The organism is Rheinheimera sp. NSM (assembly GCF_052380015.1).
Classification (GTDB): domain Bacteria; phylum Pseudomonadota; class Gammaproteobacteria; order Enterobacterales; family Alteromonadaceae; genus Alishewanella.
This window is the reverse complement of the sequence record NZ_JBQTCI010000005.1, coordinates 175,364-192,422: the sequence shown is the minus strand read 5'-3', so window position 1 is coordinate 192,422 and position 17,059 is coordinate 175,364. Positions and strand designations below refer to the sequence as shown.

The window sequence follows — 17,059 nt, the reverse complement described above, 5'->3', positions numbered from 1 at the left end:
AAACGCTCAGACATTACGCTGATAACGCTGCTGCAGCAGCAATACCAGTGCCAACAACAGCAATACTGCCTGCGCTGCTATGCCCTGAGCGGTTGGGTAAATGCCTAACCAGCTTACGGTTGGCAGCTGCAAAGGGCTTATTGGCATAGTGCCGGCTTCCTGCAACGCCATAACGCCCTTACCCACCATTATCATCGCCAGCACTATCATCAGCAGTGCTGTGCTGCCGAAAAAGGCCTTTAACGGCAGTTTAAGTGCAAATTTAAACAAGGCAAGCCCCACCACCAGCAACACCAACAATGCAGCGCCAATGCCGCCGGCAAAAGCTAATTGATGGGCACTGCCGCCCTGCAGCCACAAAGACTGATAGAACAGGATGGTTTCAAACACCTCGCGGTATACCGCTAAAAAAACCACCAGGGCCAGGCCGAAGTACGCACCCGATGTCATGGCCTTATTCACCTGGCGGCCGATAAACTGCTGCCACTGCGCAGCAGAGGTTTTACTGTGCATCCAAAAGCCCATATAAAACAGCATGGCGGCTGCGAGCAGCGCGGTGTAGCCTTCGGTCAGCTCGCGTGAGGCACCGGAGAGCGTAATAACATAACTGGCCAGCACCCAGGTAAATGCCCCCAACGCTAATGCCGCTATCCAGCCGTAATGCACAGAACGTTTCAGTTGTGGTTGTTGTGTTTTAACAGCCACGCTGTATATCGCCGCGACAACCAGCAAAGCTTCCAATCCTTCGCGCAATAAAATCAGTAGTGCCAGTAAAAACACATTAAATGGCGCCAGTTCGGTTTCATCCAGTGCCTGCTGTGCTTGCTGCAGCAACTGTTGTATTTCGCTGATATCTCTCTGTAGTATCGCAGTTGCGGCTTGCTGCTTAATTAACCGGCGCAATTGCAGCATACGCTGTTCAATCTGGTCTTTTAGCGCATTGTCTACCGCCGCCAGATTGTTTTCTGCCAGTTCAAAGCCATCCAGATACGCCGATACGGCCAGGTTATATGCCTCTGTGTAGTGCTGCTGTTGTAAAAGTGGCGGCAATAAATCCAGCTTGTCGTGGGCTATTTGCAACGGCGATGCCTCAGCAGCATTAAAAAACTGCTCTGGTTGAGAGCGAAATAACGCCATTAAGGCGTCACCATGCTCTGCATATTGCTGAGTAACATCATGCGGGGTAGCCGTTAATAAGTTAGCGATCGCGGTTTTGCTGATAAGCACCGACGGCACGGCTTTGGCCGGTTTGGCTTCGCTGGCAATAGCCCCGACATAAAACGCCAGATCCCAGCGGCTTTGTGCATCCAGATGTGAAAAGGCCAGCATGCCGGTATCAGCCACGCCCAGGCTAATGGTGTTAAACAAGCCGAATAAACTGCGGGCGTTATAACGCTCAGTGTCATGAAAATCGGTTGGCGCCGGGTCCAGCGCTGCACCTGCCTGGCCATCACCATGGCCGGTATCACCATGACAAGCCACACAATTTTGCTGATACAACGCTTTACCGCGGGTGCGGTCCGGCGCCTGCTGTGGCAGTGCAATAGCCGGCATGCCGGCAATAACCGCTTTGCGCATTGTGGCTGTTAATTGCTGAATTTCAGCTTCAGCGGCATGGTTAGCCACCAGTTGCTGCAGTAACACAGCTTGTTGTTGCAGCTCCTTTTGCTCCGGCGCTAACTGCGCCGGGATCAGCGCGGCAAATTCCTGCATCTCGGCAAACTCGGCGGCATTAACCACCTCGCCTTGCTGCACTGCCTCTTTATAATCAGCACCGATATACTCAATCAGTTGAATTAACTTATCCGATGCCTCGCCAGGCAGCGTAACCAACAATAAACACAACAACAGCAGCTTTTGCATACAACAATCCAAAGCTCAAAAAAGAATGATTCGCATTATAGCGATTATTAGCCGCCGGTTTTGCCCGGCACTGTACTAACCGGCGTAGAAAAAGCACCACCTGACGTATTTGCCCGTAACAGGCTTTTATGCATATGCTGTAACATAAGCCTGAACGCTGGCCGAAGTTGGAGAAACAGTATGATTTTACTTAGCTATTTTGAACCGGAAACCAACAGCTGGCAGCAAAGCACTGTGACACAACTGCCTGCTCAGCTGGCGGCACCGTTACCGGCCGATGCCCGGCTGTGGATAAACCTGAACGATGCCAGCGCCGCAGAAATACAACAGGTGTTACAGCACTTTGCCATAGCCCCTACGCTGGCGGAAGATTTCAGCCGCCAGCGCCACCCGCCAAAATTGGAAGCGCAACCGGACTTTAGCCTGCTGATTATGCGCGGCTATGCCGATGCCGATTTTACTGAATACACCAGCAGCGCCCAGATTAATTTATTGTATTCAAAACAAGTTTTAATCAGCCGCATGCATTGTCATAACCCGCAGTTATTGAGGCAACTGGAACCTCAACTCAGCAGCAACGGCAGCAGCAATGTCGTTGCTGATTGGGTAAAACAACTGATTTTGGCGGTATCGGCCAGTTATCTGGAAAAACTGATTAATTTTGAAGATGAACAGAGCGAGCTTGAAGATGTTATGCTGCACCGTGGCAATGATGAGCATATGGCGCGCATAATGCGATACCGCTCGGTGCTGCGCAAAATTAATCGTAATCTGGCCTATCAGAAAGACATATTTTCCGACGCTATGTATGAAGAGCAAAATCCGCTGCTGCGTCATTTTAACACGTCGGATATCCGCGACTTTTACGAGAAATTTGAACGGCTGCACAGCATGACCGATTTGTATTACGATCAGCTTAGCGACCTGGTTGAGGGCTATCTGTCAACGACCTCGCACCAGATTAACGAACGGATGAAAGTATTAACCATTGTCAGCACTATTTTTATCCCGTTGACCTTTATTGCCGGTATCTACGGCATGAATTTTATTTATATGCCGGAGCTGCAAATGAGCAACGGCTATTTTATGGTATTAACTGCTATGGCTTTAGGCGGCATTAGCGGGCTGATTTGGTTTAAAATACGCGGCTGGTGGTAACCACAGTAAGCACGGACCAGGGAGTTGTATATGGCTGAAAACCAGGCTTTGGATATTGAAGAAATTGTCCGCGACAGCTTTGATGAGAATGAAGCTGAACAACTGAGCGACAAACTAAGCCAACTGGAACCGGAAGAAATTGCCATAGCGCTGGAGGCAATGCCGGTTGAACAACGGGTAAGCACTTGGCTGGGCCTGCATCCGGATGATCAGGTAGCTGCGCTAACCTATATGCGCTCTGATGCGCGGGAAAACATCTTTAAACAACTGGACGAGCAGCAACTGCGCAGTCTGGTTGAAGGCATGGAAGTTGATGATCTGATTGAGCTGCTGGACGAGCTGCCGCAGCGCATCTATGACTATGCCTGTTCGCGGCTGGACGAAAGCCAGCGCCGCTGGCTAGATACCGCCCTGGCGTATGACGAAGATCAATGTGGCCGTTATGCCGACCACGACATGTTGATCATCAATAAAAATGCCAAAGTACGTGACGCTATCCGTTTATTCCGTCAATTGGCGGAGGACGCTGAATACCATGATGCCCTGTTTGTGGTAGACCGCACCGGCCGCTATGTTGGCCTGGTGCATGCCACCCAGCTGTTGGGTCTGGGCAGCCATTTGCCGGTAGAAACCTTTATTGATAAAGATGCGCCGGTAGTCGCCGGTGAAATGGAGCTGGACCAAGGCTCGGATATTGTCTCACGCTCCGGTTATACCGCGCTGGCGGTCACCGACGCCGAAGGTAAGCTGCTGGGCCGGCTATCCATAGGTGAAGCACTGGAAAACGTGCGGCGCAGTCTCGAAAGCCAGTTTATGCACACCGCCGGTTTGGACGAAGAGGAAGATTTATTCGCACCGATATTTAACAGTGCCAAACGCCGTGCATTGTGGCTGGGCATTAACCTGTTAACAGCGTTTTTAGCCGCCTGGACCATAGGATTATTTGAAGCCACACTGCAGCAGGTTGTGGCGCTGGCGGTACTTATGCCGATAGTGGCCAGCATGGGCGGCATTGCCGGCAGCCAAACGTTGACCCTGATGATCCGCGGCCTGGCACTGGAGCAAATTACACCGAAAACTTATATGACGCTGCTGCGCAAAGAGCTGGGGGTTGGTGCTATTAATGGCGTACTCTGGGCACTGGTGATCGCCGCCATTACCTATTTTTGGTTTGGTGATTGGATTATCGGCGGCATTATCGGCATGGCGATAGTGATAAACATCGTGGTGGCTGCCTTATCCGGTGTAATGATCCCGATTTGGCTGGAAAAGCTGGATATAGACCCGGCCCTGTCCGGCTCAGTGATCCTGACCACGGTTACCGATGTCATTGGCTTTTTTGCCTTTCTCGGCTTAGGCTCGTTATTTTTGCTGGCCTAGCTGCAGCGACACAGCTGTAGCGTTATAGCTGTGCCGGTTTAGCTGTGGCCGAAAAAAGCAACTGAATTATTTAGTTTAAACAGCAGTATTGTTGCTGCCCGGCGCGGCGGACACTTTTACAATAGCCACTTAGATTACCGCTTATCGGAGAGCGCATGAAAATTGCGATTTTATCGCGCAACGCAGAATTGTACTCCACCAAACGTCTGGTGGAAGCAGCCACAGCCCGCGGCCATGAAGTCCAGGTAATAGATCCGCTTACCTGCTATATGAATGTTAACCGCAGCAATTCTTCTATTCACCATAAAGGCGAAGTGCTAACCGGCTTTGATGCCGTGATCCCGCGCATTGGCGCCTCCATCACCTTTTACGGCACCGCTGTACTGCGCCAGTTTGAAATGATGGGGGTGTACAGCTTAAATGAATCGGTAGCCATCAGCCGCGCCCGCGACAAGCTGCGCAGCTTGCAGCTATTGGCGCGCCAGGGCATAGGTTTGCCGGTCACCGGCTTTGCCGATAAACCGGGCGATATCCCCGATTTAATTGACATGGTAGGCGGTGCGCCGCTGGTGATAAAGTTACTTGAAGGCACCCAGGGCATAGGTGTGGTGCTGGCAGAAACCCGTACCGCCGCGGAAAGTGTAATAGAAGCCTTTATGGGCTTAAACGCGAATATTTTGGTGCAGGAATATATTCGTGAAGCTAACGGCGCCGATATCCGCTGCTTTGTGGTGGGTAACAAAGTAGTTGCCGCGATGAAACGTCAGGCTAAAGCCGGTGAGTTTCGCTCTAACCTGCACCGCGGCGGCTCAGCGTCTGTGGTGCGCCTGAGTAAAGAAGAGCGTAGCACCGCTATTCGGGCAGCTAAAACCATGGGCTTAAATGTGGCCGGGGTAGATTTACTGCGCTCTAACCATGGCCCTGTGGTGATGGAAGTGAACAGCTCACCGGGGCTGGAAGGCATTGAGGCGGCTACCGGCAAAGACATTGCCAGCCTGAGCATTGAATTTTTGGAGCAAAAAGTAGCCAGCCATAAAACGCGGCGCAAACTGAACACCAAAGGAACCGGCTAATGCAAACCAGCAGCAGAGCACCTTTTACCTTAGGTAACAGCAGTATTCCGCCCGGCAGCCGTGCCGTGGTAGATATCCCTTTTGGTAAGCTGTACACCCACACTGAGCTGAATATCGGCGCTCATGTGATCCATGGTCGTAAAGAGGGCCCGGTGCTGCTGGTTACGGCAGCCTTGCACGGCGATGAAATTAACGGCGTGGAAATTTGCCGCCGCCTGCTGAAGCTGCCACGGCTGAATCAACTCAAAGGCACCTTAATTGTGGTGCCGATAGTAAACACCTACGGCTTTGTGCAGCAATCGCGCTATTTACCCGATCGGCGCGATTTAAACCGCAGTTTTCCCGGCAGTGAAAAAGGCTCGCTCGGCAGCCGGATGGCATTTCAGTTTACCGACAAAATTCTGCAAAACTGCAGCCATGCCATTGATTTGCACACCGGTGCTATCCACCGCTCTAACCTGCCGCAGGTAAGGGCCAGCGCCAAGGATAAGGTCGCACTGCGCATGGCTGAAGTGTTTAATGCGCCGATTATTATTAAAGCCGCCAGCCGCGACGGTACTATGCGTGGCACCGCCAACAACCTCGGCATTCCTATCCTACTGTTTGAAGCCGGCGAAGCACTGCGCTTTGATGAGCAGTCGATTAATGTTGGTGTGCGCGGTATTTTAAACGTAATGACAGATTTAGGTATGCTGCGGGCCGGGCGCAAGCGGCCGAATACCAAATCGCTGTTTTCCAAGAAAAGCAGCTGGGTACGCGCCGAGCATGACGGCATAGCCCGTTACTATGTCGGGCTGGGGCAAACCGTTAAAACCGGCGATGTGCTGGCGCATATTTACTCGCCCTACTCTGATTTTGAAGTAGCCGTACACGCCAGCTTTGACGGTATTGTTATCGGCCGCAACAACCTGCCGCTGGTAAATGAAGGTGAAGCCTTGTTTCATGTCGCCGAAGTCAGCTCACTGGAAGAAGCTGAAAAAACCGTCGATGCGATTAACGACGAAGTAGATAACGCTATGCCGCCGGTGCTGGGCGAAGAATATGGCGTAGTTTAAGCGCTAGTCTTTTTCTGCAACTACATCGTAATCCAGCAGCGCCGGCACCCGCTGCTGCAATTGCAGCTCTATCTTATCCAACTCCTGCATCCGCTGACAAAACAGCGCCGATTTTTCTTCCAGCTCTACCGCTTTGGCGTCCAGCCCGGAGTTGATCTTATTCACCAGCGCGCCCACCGCTTGCCATTCCTGGTTGTCTGAGCGCTCAAAGTTATTATCAGAATGGCGCAGCGCATCACGCAGGGCACCCCATACGGCGCCAACTGTATGCCTGGCCAAATTATCCAACTGTGGTTTCAGCTCGCCGTGTAAAAAATAATCCAGCTCGTTCAGGCTTTGCGGGGCCAAATAGAAATGCTCGTTGGTGCGGACAAACCGCGACATCCATTGAAAGGTGGTTTCGCGCACCAGCTCGCGCCACTCCGCTTGCTGGGCACTGCTGCCAATACCGGTAAACATCGCTTCAATACTGGATAACCCCAGTTCAACGCCGTCGACCGCAATACTAACAATTTCCGGTACAAATTTACGCAAGCCCTGGCTGTAACGCTGTAGTAAGGCCGTTTCTTCAGCGTTAAGCGTTATCCATTCGCCACGGATAAACAGTTGTTCATCGGCGTTAATCTGCACATGAGTGCGGTTATTTTGCATAATACGGATATGTTCAGGCGCGATAAGAATACCGTGTGCAAAAGCCATATTGCACTCTGCCGCCTGCAGCGGCGCTGCTAATAACAGTATTATCAGGATATAAAAACGTTTCACCACTTTTGTCCGGCTGCTTGTTCGGTTAAAGCTTAAGCCAGTGCGGCGGCAAAGGCACTGCGCCATGCCGCAGCTAAGCTGCAAACTATCGAAACAGAGTTAGAAGAAAGGCTCAATGGCAGGACTACCGTCAATCAGCAATACCTTAGACGGGCCATATTCGCGCCGGCTACGGATCAAATCTTTACCAAAGTGCACCTCTACAGCGGAAAACAGCTGCTGGCGAACCACTATCAGCGTCGCCGCCAGTTTTTCTTTGCGTTGTTGCTCCAGTTGCTTCACGTCTTCAATCAGCGCCAGCGCAACGCTTTTATGTTCATCAAAGTCAGTTTGCAACTGTTGCCGGCGCAGCTCAATCTGGGCATTGCCTTCAATTTTTTTCAGCTTTTCCAACTGCTCGCGGATATCCTGCATATCAGTTTTTGCTGCCGATATACTGGCGCGCAATACGTCTTGCTTCTCTGTTATCGGATCAATCAGCCGGTTTAGCTCAACCAGTACATTACTGCTGGACGGCGCGCCCAAGTTGCCGGTAAAGATACCGTAATCAAGATAAAAATATCCGCCGATCAGTTTACCGTTCGGGTTATCTTCCGGCCCGGCATACACCTTGGCGGCTTCCACAGCACAGTGCATCATCTGTTTATTCACATACACATTGCCATCACACGTCAGCCGGGCATATTGGGCAATATTGCACTGAATATCGCCTTTGGCTTTAAGTTCTGTACTGTATTCGCTGTCTTTTTCTGCTGTTGGCAGTTGATGGCCGATAACTGAACCACCAATTTTAATGTCGCCGCCGGCTTCTATCAGCGTACCTTCAACAAAGCCTTTAACAAATACATTGCCGCCGGCTATCACTTTCATGCCTTCGGTTACATCGCCGTTTACCACCACAGAGCCGCGGAAAATAATATGCCCGGTGGCTAAATCAACATTTTTTACGGTAAAAACTTCATCAACCGTAGCACCGTGTTCAATAACCCTGGGTAAACCATCCCGCGCCGCCAGTAATACATCCGGGTCTGCTGCAGATAACTCACTGCCTTCGGCAATATTCCAGTCTATAACCTGGCCTGGCGTTGCCGGTAACGCCGTACCGGTTACGGTCATACCATCGACGCCAGCAGTGGGCGGGTGACGCCGCATTAACGGCTCGCCGGCACGGATAGCCGGTATCACACCAAAATCGCGCAAATCGGCTTTTTCGTCAGATTGTAACAGCGGCTTATTGCGCCGGCTTTCCATATCAGGAATTAACGCCTCAAAGCGGGAATTCTCACCATTGACCACATTGCGGCCGCGGGCAATAACCAGCTTAACTTTGCTACCGGGATCGCCTTTACTGGCATGGGTTACCAATTTAATAATATGTTCTTTGCTAAAGCCAAATACTATGCCGGCCTCCTGTGCGCCTTTAACCAGCACATTGGCCGACACCGGCGCACCGCCCCAGGCAGCAGTGATCACAGCCGCAGCAGACATAGCGTCTTCAGCAATATCAAAGCTGAGCTCTGCATCACGCTTCTCGGCAATACGGTAAGTTAACGAGGTGCCTTCCGGCTGCAGCTTATCTTTAATTTTCTTTTGAATTTGCTGATATTCCACCAGCAGATTGGTTATTTGGTCTTGGATAACCAGACAGCGGCCAAAACCTGCCGCTTGCAGTTGAGTTGCTACGTCATGGGCGCTTAACGCGTCTGAGGTGACAGGCACGGTTATTTTTATACTATTATTGTGCTCGGTAAATTGCATAGGGCATCACACTTTTGTTTACTGCAAGAAAGCTCAACTAATGAAACAAATAACCGCCCTAAAGGCAAGCCCTGTTTAATGTTGCAGGGCTATTACAGCCGGAAAGATCAGATATAGTTTTCCTGATGGATACGGATAAACAAATCTGTGCCTTTTTTACTGTAATCAACTTTATATTCTTTATTATTGATCGCCTGGATAAACAGTAACGTTTTCACTTCGCTAAATACGTCCGAGCTGGAGATGTCCACGACTTCCATATAGCGGTCCTTGGCTTCACCGCGATTGGCCGGTACGCTTTCAGTAAAAATCTTAACGCCATGCCGTGTCACGATAACAGCAGGATCATCATCGTCATTTACTAACACTAAATCCAACTTTTTATTTTTGTGGATCAGTGTGTTACGACCACTAACCAAAAAAGGTTTTTCGTAATTATTCATTCACTAGCCTACGTAATATCCGATAATGCCAATATTATGATACAGACAGCCCGGAGTGTCTAGGTGACTGTATTTTGTATTAATTGTAGTCTGGCCTGATTAATCTGCCGACACAAATTTTCGCTGTCGTTACCGTCAAAGCTTACCGGCACAAAAACATCGAAGCCTGTAGCAGCAGATAAACGTTGCATGCGCCATGCAAACGCCGCCTTAATACCGTTATATTGTTGCTCTGCCGTACGAAAATGACTGTTTTCTGCCAACAATTCGCCGGCGCATTGGCCGCTGTTGCAACTTTGCCGTACAGCCTCTATGTACAGAGCCCGTTGTTCGGTCATAAGGCGCACCGCCAACCGCAGTGGCAACTGCGCCAAAAAACTATCGTAATCAGTTACTTTAAAACCAATATAACCCAGTCGCTGCTGTTGGTACTGCGGTACTCCGCTGTATAAAAAACTATGCCACGGCAAGCTCCAGCTACCGTGACGATGGAAGTAGTGTACAGCCTTGTCATCGTACTGCAGAAAATACTGCGGCTCTGCCAACTTGGCCCAGCCGGCAAAAATGCCCAATAAGGCCGCAACAAAGGCAATAGCATGCATTACACCAAGCTGCTGTACCCACATCAGGCTCAGCAGCAGCATAACTAAACCAAGTGTACTGAACAGCATCAGTTTTGCACCGCCGCGGCTGGTCTGGCCCTGAATTTTCACAGCTTGCATCTGCTCTATACCCGTAGCTGCTGATACTGCTTATGATGGCACGCTTTGCACAATATTTCAGCGTTTTGCTGCTAAATTGTGCCGCTATCTGTGCAAAGTGACGGCTATGAATCGACCAACACCGCTGCTACTGCGATAACAGGAAATCTAATAGGGTGTTTCTTCCATACAATAAGGCAGAAATTATTATCAGGTGTTACACGGGGTTACTGTGGCAAAATTACATTCAAAATTAATTTGGGTGATTTTAATCGCTCTATTGGTGTTTATCGGTTATTTGTATTGGTTACCGGCACAACAAACTGACAACCGACGCGCAGCTACTGCCGTGGCAGTCAGCACCGCCAAAGTGGAAACCAAACCGATGATCCGTAGCGTAAATTCGCTGGGCACCGGTATTGCCAATCAGTCTATTCAGTTAATTGCGCCAACCAGCGACTTTATTACCGAGCTGAACATTCGTGAAGGCAAAGCGGTGCAGCGTGGCGAAGTTATTGCCAAATTACAAGATGTTGATGAACGCGCCAGAGTAACAGAACTGGAAGGCATCCTGTCAGAGCAAAAACGCCAGTTAGACCGGTTAAAAAATCTGGCCAACACCCAGGCTACCGCGCAGTCCCTGCTGGATGAGCAAATTACCCGCGTTAATACTACCCAAGCCCAGTTAAACAGTGCCAAAGCACAACTGGCGCAAATGACCATCAGCGCGCCGTTCGCCGGATATCTTGGCTTACGCCAGGTAAGCGAAGGCGCTTATATCAATAGCGGTACCGTTATAACCACTCTGGACGATTTAAATACTCTGCGCGTCGCCTTTAGCGTAGCGGAACACTATCTGGCGGATATCAAGCCGGGTATGCCACTTACTGTAACCAATGCCGCATACGGCAATATCAGTTTTAGTGGTCAGGTTAGCGCCATTGACACCCGGCTGGACCCGGTTACCCGCACCGTAACGGTGCATGGCACCCTGGCAAATAAAGACGTACGCCTGCGCCCGGGCATGCTATTGAATGTCAAACTTGAGTTGGACAACCGCATGGCAATGCAAATCTCGGAAAAGGCACTGGTACCGCAACAACAAAAACAGTTTGTCTATCTGGTTGCTGACAACAACACCGTATCACAAGTGGAAGTGACTATTGGCCAGCGCGAACCTGGCTGGGTGGAAATTCTCAGCGGCTTGCAAGAAGGCGACGAAGTGGTAGTAGAAGGTATTCAGAAACTGCGCTCCGGTGTCACCATTAACCGTGTCGGAGGCTAATTATGTGGCTATCTGATACCTCGGTTAAACGGCCGGTTTTTGCTACGGTTGTTAACTTATTGCTTATCGTGTTTGGTATTGTTTGCTTTAGCATGCTGCCACTGCGTGAATACCCCGATATTGATACACCTATTGTCAGCATCAGTACCAATTACCCCGGGGCTTCGGCAGAGATTGTCGAGTCAAAAATTACCCAGTTGCTGGAAGACCGCATCAGCGGTGTTGAAGGCATTAAAAACATTAACTCCACCAGCCGTAACGGCCGCTCTAATATTTCAATTGAGTTCAATGTCGAGCGTGATATCGACTCAGCCGCTAACGACGTGCGCGACCGTGTATCAAGGGCGCTGAATAACTTGCCGGATCAGGCTGATCCGCCGGAAGTGTCTAAGGCCAGCGATGATGAAGATACCATTGCCTGGTTTGTGTTAAACAGTGAAACCATGACGTCGCTGGAGCTGACCGACTACGCCGACCGCTACATTGTTGAGCGCTTTTCCGTGGTCGACGGTGTGGCCCGTCTGCAACTTGGCGGTTCACGTGATTACGCTATGCGGATTTGGCTGGACCGTGATGCGATGGCATCCCGCGGCGTCACCGTGCAAGATATTGAAGCAGTGCTGCGCGCAGAAAACGTTGAGCTGCCGGCGGGTAATATTAAGTCGACAGAACGCGACTTTACCGTACGCGTGGTACGCACTTATAAAACTCAGCAAGACTTTCGCCGGCTGGTTATCAAGCGCGGCGACAATAATTACCTGGTACGTTTAGGTGAAGTAGCCGAAGTACTGTTAACTGCCGAAAACGAAGAAAGCGAGTTTCGCGGCGACGGTAAAAACCTGCTGGGTATTGGTATTATTAAACAGTCAAAAGCCAATACGCTGGAGGTAGTACGTAACGCTCGCGCCGAAATGGAGCGCATTAAGGCTAGCTTACCGGACGGCACCACTATTGAACCGGGTTACGACTCATCATTATTTATCGCCGAATCAATTAAGGAAGTCTATAAAACCCTTGGCATCGCCATGTTTTTGGTCGTGGTGGTTATTTTCTTATTTTTGGGCAATATCCGCGCCACCTTTATCCCGGCAATCACTGTACCGGTGGCATTGGTAGCTGCTGTTACCGTGCTGTTTGCGCTGGATTTCTCCGTTAATTTGCTGACCTTACTGGCCATGGTATTGGCCATTGGTTTGGTCGTGGATGACTCTATCGTAGTGCTGGAAAACATCTACCGCCGTATTGAGCTGGGCGAGCATCCGCTGGTGGCATCATACCGCGGTGCGCGCGAAGTGGGTTTTGCGGTTATAGCCACCACCCTGGTATTAATTTCGGTGTTTGTCCCTCTGGTGTTTATGCAGGGCCAGCTGGGTAAACTGTTTACTGAATTTGCGTTGGCTATCGCCGCTGCAGTAGCGTTTTCCAGTGTCACGGCGCTGACATTGTCGCCTATGCTGTGCAGCAAACTACTCACCCATCAAAAGCGGGAAAGCAAGCTGGGGTTATGGCTGCACGCCGCCTTTCATAAATTGGAAAACGCCTACCGTCGGCAATTGGATGTAGTTTGTGGTACACGTTGGCCGGTCATGGTCGTAGTGGCGTTATGCTTTGTTGCCAGCTATATGTTGGTAAAACTGCTGCCGGCAGAGCTGGCACCGGTGGAAGATCGCGGCACCTTTTTCGTTATGATGAGCCCGGCAGAAGGCGCCAGCTATACCAGCAACAGCCGCAATATGCGCCTGATTGAAGATGTTTTAATGCCCTATTATCAGCAGGGCGAATTTAACCGACTGCTGGTACGGGTGCCGGGTTGGGGTAACAGCGGCGGCGTAGCTATTGTCGGCACTGAAAACTGGCACAACGGTAAACGCCGTACCCAGGAATTAATGGGTGAAGTGGGCAAAAAGCTGAATGAGATCCCCGACGTTCGCGCCTTTACCTTTATGCGCAGCGGCCTGGGCGGCGGCGGCGGTGGCGGCCGGCCGATCCAGTTTGTCTTGCAGGGCAATACCTACGAAGAACTGGCGCGCTGGCGTGACATTGTAATCAACAAAGCCGCGGAGAACCCGAATATTCTGATGCTGGATCACGATTACAAAGAGACGGTACCCCAGGTTTTGGTGGAAATTAACACCGAGCGTGCCGGCGATCTGGGCATATCTGTTGGTGCTATTGGCCGCTCGCTGGAGGCCATGCTCGGCGGGCGGCGGGTAACAACCTTCCTTGACCGTGGTAAAGAATACGACGTGATTCTGGAAGGTTTGGATGAAGACTTCGCCGAACCCGGTAGCATTACCAATGTGTATTTGCGCTCGGAGACTTCCGGTGAGCTTATCCCGTTGGATAACTTAGTTACCCTGCGTGAAGAGGCAACATCGTCCAGTTTAAACCGCTACAACCGGATGCGCAGCATTACGCTGACCGCCAGTATGGCGCCGGGTTACAGCTTGGGTGAGGCACTGGAATATCTGGAGAATATCGTTAAAACGGAAATTCAGGACACGGTAGGCATCGATTATAAAGGTGAATCGCTGCTGTTTCAGGAAAGTGGCAGTTCCACGCTGATGGTGTTTATCCTGGCCTTACTGATCACTTACCTGGTGCTGGCCGCCCAGTTTGAAAGCTTTATTCATCCACTGGTGATCCTGATCACAGTACCGCTGGGGCTGGTGGGCGCGTTATCAGGCTTACATTTCAGTGGTATGACGCTAAATATCTACAGCCAGATTGGTCTGGTGATGCTGATTGGCCTGGTGGCGAAAAACGGTATTTTAATCGTTGAATTTGCGAATCAGTTGCGTGACGCCGGAGTGGAGTTCAGTACAGCAATCCAGCAAGCTGCCACGCAGCGCTTACGACCGATTGTGATGACGGCCTTTACTACTGCTATGAGCAGCATACCGCTGATAGTAGCCAGTGGACCGGGATCAGAAAGCCGGATGGTAATTGGTATGGTGATTTTCTCCGGTGTCGCGCTGGCCACGCTGATGACCATCTACGTGGTACCGGTAACCTATATGGTTATCGCACGTAATACCGGCTCTCCCAAGCGCTTAGAACAAAAGCTGCATAGGCTGGAGAACGAAGCGCCGGATGAACATGCCGCTGATGAGGTGCATCCTTCCTGATGTGTTTTATCTGATGTATAAAGGCGCCAAACGGCGCCTTTATTATTTTATCGCCGTTAGAATGGCAACACTGTACCATCCCAATTCAGCAAGGCACCGCTCTGTTCCAGCTGCACATTAGCCGCCACTTGCGCCAGGCGCTGCGCTGTTGCCGCAGGGCTTTGCAGTTGCCCCACAGGCAAATTTGTCTGAAACGGCTGTGACAAGGCGGTATCGGTCGTGCCCGGGTGCACACTCACCACAGCGGCGGTTTTATTTAACCGGCCCACTTCAATGCTGACATTCTTTACCAACATATTCAGCGCCGCCTTACTGATCCGGTAACAGTACCACCCGCCCAGGCGGTTATCGCTAATACTGCCGACTTTAGCGCTTAGCACCAGTACACGTACAGCAGGGCTCTTACACAAATAAGGAAATAACTGCTGCAGGTACATCGCCGGTACCGCAACGTTGCTATGTAAGCGTGTCAGCAATACCTGAGTATCGAGCTGGCGGATAGTTTTCTCCGGCATAGTGCCATCGTCATGTAACACACCGTTGCAGACAAATACATAACTGACAACCTGGCTGAAAATCTGCGCCAACAACGCGGCTCTGCGCTCTGTGTCTGCTGCGCTATCCCCCGCGTTGTCGCGATACCAATGCAGCTTATCAACACTTAGCGCAAGCGGCGCAGCCTTGCGGCTAAACGCATACACTGTGTTGCCTTGTTGCAAATAATGCTGCACCAGCGCCAAACCAATACCCCCGCCGGCACCAATTACTACTATGGCCGCGCTCATGCTGCTGCCGCCGACACAGTTGGTTGGCCCGCCGGGCATAGCGGCCTGATAATTGCCGTTGTCACAATACAGTTCTTGTTTAAAAGGTTATAGCATCTGTTTACGCTGCAGCCCGGGTACGGGATCAATCCGGCGCCCCCCCCTCCCCCCCCCGCTGCACTATCTGTAGCAGCCGGACAGCATACTGGTGCATCTGCGACGATTAAGGTACATTCAATGTTTTACCAGCGGAGAAACACAATGGCGATACAAACTGCAACCTTTGGTGCCGGTTGTTTTTGGTGTTTGGAAGCGGCAATGAACCAACTTAACGGTGTTATTCAGGCATTAAGCGGCTATATGGGCGGCAACGCTGACGATGCCAATTACCGTAGGGTCTGTGATGGTAATACCGGCCACGCCGAGGTGGTACAGGTAGAATTTGATGACAGCTTTATCAGTTTTGAACAATTGTGTCTGGTGTTTTTCAGCCTGCACGATCCGACACAGCTGAATCGCCAGGGTAATGACGTCGGCAGCCAGTACCGCTCGGTAATTTTTTATCACAATACGCAGCAGCAACAAAGCGCAGAAAAAATATTGGCCGAACTGGCTACACAACAAGTGTTTAACGCTAAAATTGTAACGGAGCTCAGTCCGGTGTCCGCTTTTTATCTGGCAGAAGAGTATCATCAGGGCTACTTTTTACAGCACCCGGAGCAAGGCTATTGCCAACTGGTGGTGGCCCCGAAGATGGCAAAATTCAGGCAGCACTATACTAAATTACTAAAGCCCTGATGACACAACGGCACAGCGCAATGCCAGTTGGCAATAAACGAGAATACTATGACTTACCGTATGGTGTTGCTGCTCTGTCTTGGTCCGCTGCTGTCATTTATGCCGCGGGCAGAACACAATGTCACACTGACATTTTGCTACGAAGATAAACAACTGCTGCCCTATTACACCGGCGAAGGCCATACCGCGGCCTATTTGCCGGGCGTGACCATTGAACATTTACAAGCCAGTGCCGCAGCAGCCGGTAATATCAAGCTGGCGTTCGTTCGCTTTCCGTGGCGCCGTTGCCTGCAAAAGTTGGAGCAAAATGCCGTAGATGCGCTGGTAGCGACTTATTTACCACAGCGCCGCCGTTTTGCCGTTTACCCTACCGGCGCAGACGGTAAACCGGACCCTACCCGCGCCATGAGCAGCCATGCTACTTGCCTGGTGCATCGGGCAGATAACGATATTCAGCATAAGATTTCGCAACCGCAGAGTACTTTAGTGGTATCAAGACCGCTTGGCCATTCTAACCCGGATTATCCGGCCAGCGTCAGCGTAGTGCCGGTGCATTCGCAGCAGCAGGCGTTAGAGCTGGTGTTGTCCGGTCGGGTTGATGCCACCACTACACTGTGTAAGGTAAACGGCGTGGCCGGTGCTGATCGGCAAAGCTTGCGTAAACCGCTGCAGCTGGTGTATCCGCCGCTGTATGAAACCACCGGTTATCTGGTGTTCAGCAAAGGGTTTTATCAGCGCCATCCGGCTTTGGCAGAGCAGCTATGGCAACTGCTTGGCCGCACTATAGAACCACAGCGTTATTATGACTATTTGCACTATCCGGATATGTAGACCAATAAAAAAGCGCGCCGGACCACGTTGGCCACAGCACGCTTTGTTAACGACTAC

Annotated in this window: 14 protein-coding genes; 8 read left to right on the top strand and 6 right to left on the bottom strand. The window is 51.0% G+C overall.

The window, feature by feature from the left end; translation table 11 throughout:
- Positions 1–6: 6 nt before the first annotated feature.
- The gene (locus ACTZWV_RS15310; RefSeq protein WP_444787376.1) at positions 7–1,863 is read right to left on the bottom strand and encodes an FTR1 family protein; all 1,857 of its coding nucleotides are present in this window, start codon (positions 1,861–1,863) and stop codon (positions 7–9) included.
- Between the two features lie 180 nt (positions 1,864–2,043).
- Between ACTZWV_RS15310 and ACTZWV_RS15305 the strand changes: the two genes are divergently transcribed.
- The 4 genes from ACTZWV_RS15305 to ACTZWV_RS15290 all read left to right on the top strand — a co-directional run bounded on the left by ACTZWV_RS15305 (position 2,044) and on the right by ACTZWV_RS15290 (position 6,529).
- Positions 2,044–3,021 (top strand): magnesium transporter CorA family protein, encoded by a 978-nt coding sequence (locus tag ACTZWV_RS15305; RefSeq protein ID WP_444787375.1) that lies wholly within the window; start codon positions 2,044–2,046, stop codon positions 3,019–3,021.
- Between the two features lie 30 nt (positions 3,022–3,051).
- The gene (gene mgtE / locus ACTZWV_RS15300) at positions 3,052–4,401 is read left to right on the top strand and encodes a magnesium transporter (protein ID WP_305551526.1); all 1,350 of its coding nucleotides are present in this window, start codon (positions 3,052–3,054) and stop codon (positions 4,399–4,401) included.
- A gap of 155 nt (positions 4,402–4,556) precedes the next feature.
- Complete coding sequence (gene rimK, locus ACTZWV_RS15295) at positions 4,557–5,474, top strand: 30S ribosomal protein S6--L-glutamate ligase (RefSeq protein ID WP_444787374.1); 918 nt, start codon at positions 4,557–4,559, stop codon at positions 5,472–5,474.
- Positions 5,474–6,529, top strand: coding sequence for a succinylglutamate desuccinylase/aspartoacylase family protein (locus ACTZWV_RS15290; RefSeq protein ID WP_444787373.1), 1,056 nt, complete (start codon positions 5,474–5,476; stop codon positions 6,527–6,529). The genes rimK and ACTZWV_RS15290 overlap by 1 nt, the downstream gene beginning before the upstream one ends.
- A 3-nt stretch (positions 6,530–6,532) precedes the next feature.
- Here the strand turns inward: ACTZWV_RS15290 and ACTZWV_RS15285 are convergent, their stop codons facing one another.
- The 4 genes from ACTZWV_RS15285 to ACTZWV_RS15270 all read right to left on the bottom strand — a co-directional run bounded on the left by ACTZWV_RS15285 (position 6,533) and on the right by ACTZWV_RS15270 (position 10,217).
- On the bottom strand, positions 6,533–7,294 hold the full coding sequence (locus ACTZWV_RS15285; RefSeq protein WP_444787372.1) for a DUF2884 family protein: 762 nt from the start codon (positions 7,292–7,294) through the stop codon (positions 6,533–6,535).
- Between the two features lie 99 nt (positions 7,295–7,393).
- Positions 7,394–9,052, bottom strand: a complete 1,659-nt coding sequence (locus tag ACTZWV_RS15280; RefSeq protein WP_444787371.1) for a FapA family protein — start codon at positions 9,050–9,052, stop codon at positions 7,394–7,396.
- 107 nt (positions 9,053–9,159) lie between these two features.
- Positions 9,160–9,495, bottom strand: coding sequence for a hypothetical protein (locus tag ACTZWV_RS15275; protein WP_444787370.1), 336 nt, complete (start codon positions 9,493–9,495; stop codon positions 9,160–9,162).
- A 59-nt stretch (positions 9,496–9,554) separates the two neighbouring features.
- Positions 9,555–10,217 (bottom strand): DUF2982 domain-containing protein, encoded by a 663-nt coding sequence (locus ACTZWV_RS15270; protein WP_444787369.1) that lies wholly within the window; start codon positions 10,215–10,217, stop codon positions 9,555–9,557.
- Positions 10,218–10,428: 211 nt separating this feature from the next.
- Here ACTZWV_RS15270 and ACTZWV_RS15265 point away from each other — a divergent pair, with 211 nt between their 5' ends.
- Entirely contained in the window at positions 10,429–11,481 is a 1,053-nt protein-coding gene (locus tag ACTZWV_RS15265) for an efflux RND transporter periplasmic adaptor subunit (RefSeq protein WP_444787368.1), read from the top strand.
- Positions 11,482–11,483: 2 nt separating this feature from the next.
- A complete protein-coding gene (locus ACTZWV_RS15260; protein ID WP_444787367.1) occupies positions 11,484–14,609 on the top strand; it encodes an efflux RND transporter permease subunit in 3,126 nt (1,041 codons plus the stop codon).
- A gap of 56 nt (positions 14,610–14,665) precedes the next feature.
- Here the strand turns inward: ACTZWV_RS15260 and ACTZWV_RS15255 are convergent, their stop codons facing one another.
- A complete protein-coding gene (locus ACTZWV_RS15255; protein ID WP_444787366.1) occupies positions 14,666–15,394 on the bottom strand; it encodes an SDR family NAD(P)-dependent oxidoreductase in 729 nt (242 codons plus the stop codon).
- 240 nt (positions 15,395–15,634) lie between these two features.
- Here ACTZWV_RS15255 and msrA point away from each other — a divergent pair, with 240 nt between their 5' ends.
- Together msrA and ACTZWV_RS15245 are read left to right on the top strand one after the other, a co-directional pair.
- Positions 15,635–16,171, top strand: a complete 537-nt coding sequence (gene msrA / locus ACTZWV_RS15250) for a peptide-methionine (S)-S-oxide reductase MsrA (RefSeq protein WP_444787365.1) — start codon at positions 15,635–15,637, stop codon at positions 16,169–16,171.
- A gap of 48 nt (positions 16,172–16,219) precedes the next feature.
- On the top strand, positions 16,220–17,002 hold the full coding sequence (locus ACTZWV_RS15245) for a substrate-binding periplasmic protein (RefSeq protein ID WP_444787364.1): 783 nt from the start codon (positions 16,220–16,222) through the stop codon (positions 17,000–17,002).
- Positions 17,003–17,059 lie beyond the last annotated feature (57 nt).

Coding starts and splice junctions, on each gene's coding strand:
- ACTZWV_RS15310 (WP_444787376.1), bottom strand. CDS start 1,863: ATGCAAAAGCTGCTGTTGTTGTGTTTATTGTTGGTTACGCTGCCTGGC.
- ACTZWV_RS15305 (WP_444787375.1), top strand. CDS start 2,044: ATGATTTTACTTAGCTATTTTGAACCGGAAACCAACAGCTGGCAGCAA.
- mgtE (WP_305551526.1), top strand. CDS start 3,052: ATGGCTGAAAACCAGGCTTTGGATATTGAAGAAATTGTCCGCGACAGC.
- rimK (WP_444787374.1), top strand. CDS start 4,557: ATGAAAATTGCGATTTTATCGCGCAACGCAGAATTGTACTCCACCAAA.
- ACTZWV_RS15290 (WP_444787373.1), top strand. CDS start 5,474: ATGCAAACCAGCAGCAGAGCACCTTTTACCTTAGGTAACAGCAGTATT.
- ACTZWV_RS15280 (WP_444787371.1), bottom strand. CDS start 9,052: ATGCAATTTACCGAGCACAATAATAGTATAAAAATAACCGTGCCTGTC.
- ACTZWV_RS15275 (WP_444787370.1), bottom strand. CDS start 9,495: ATGAATAATTACGAAAAACCTTTTTTGGTTAGTGGTCGTAACACACTG.
- ACTZWV_RS15270 (WP_444787369.1), bottom strand. CDS start 10,217: ATGCAAGCTGTGAAAATTCAGGGCCAGACCAGCCGCGGCGGTGCAAAA.
- ACTZWV_RS15260 (WP_444787367.1), top strand. CDS start 11,484: ATGTGGCTATCTGATACCTCGGTTAAACGGCCGGTTTTTGCTACGGTT.
- ACTZWV_RS15255 (WP_444787366.1), bottom strand. CDS start 15,394: ATGAGCGCGGCCATAGTAGTAATTGGTGCCGGCGGGGGTATTGGTTTG.
- msrA (WP_444787365.1), top strand. CDS start 15,635: ATGGCGATACAAACTGCAACCTTTGGTGCCGGTTGTTTTTGGTGTTTG.
- ACTZWV_RS15245 (WP_444787364.1), top strand. CDS start 16,220: ATGACTTACCGTATGGTGTTGCTGCTCTGTCTTGGTCCGCTGCTGTCA.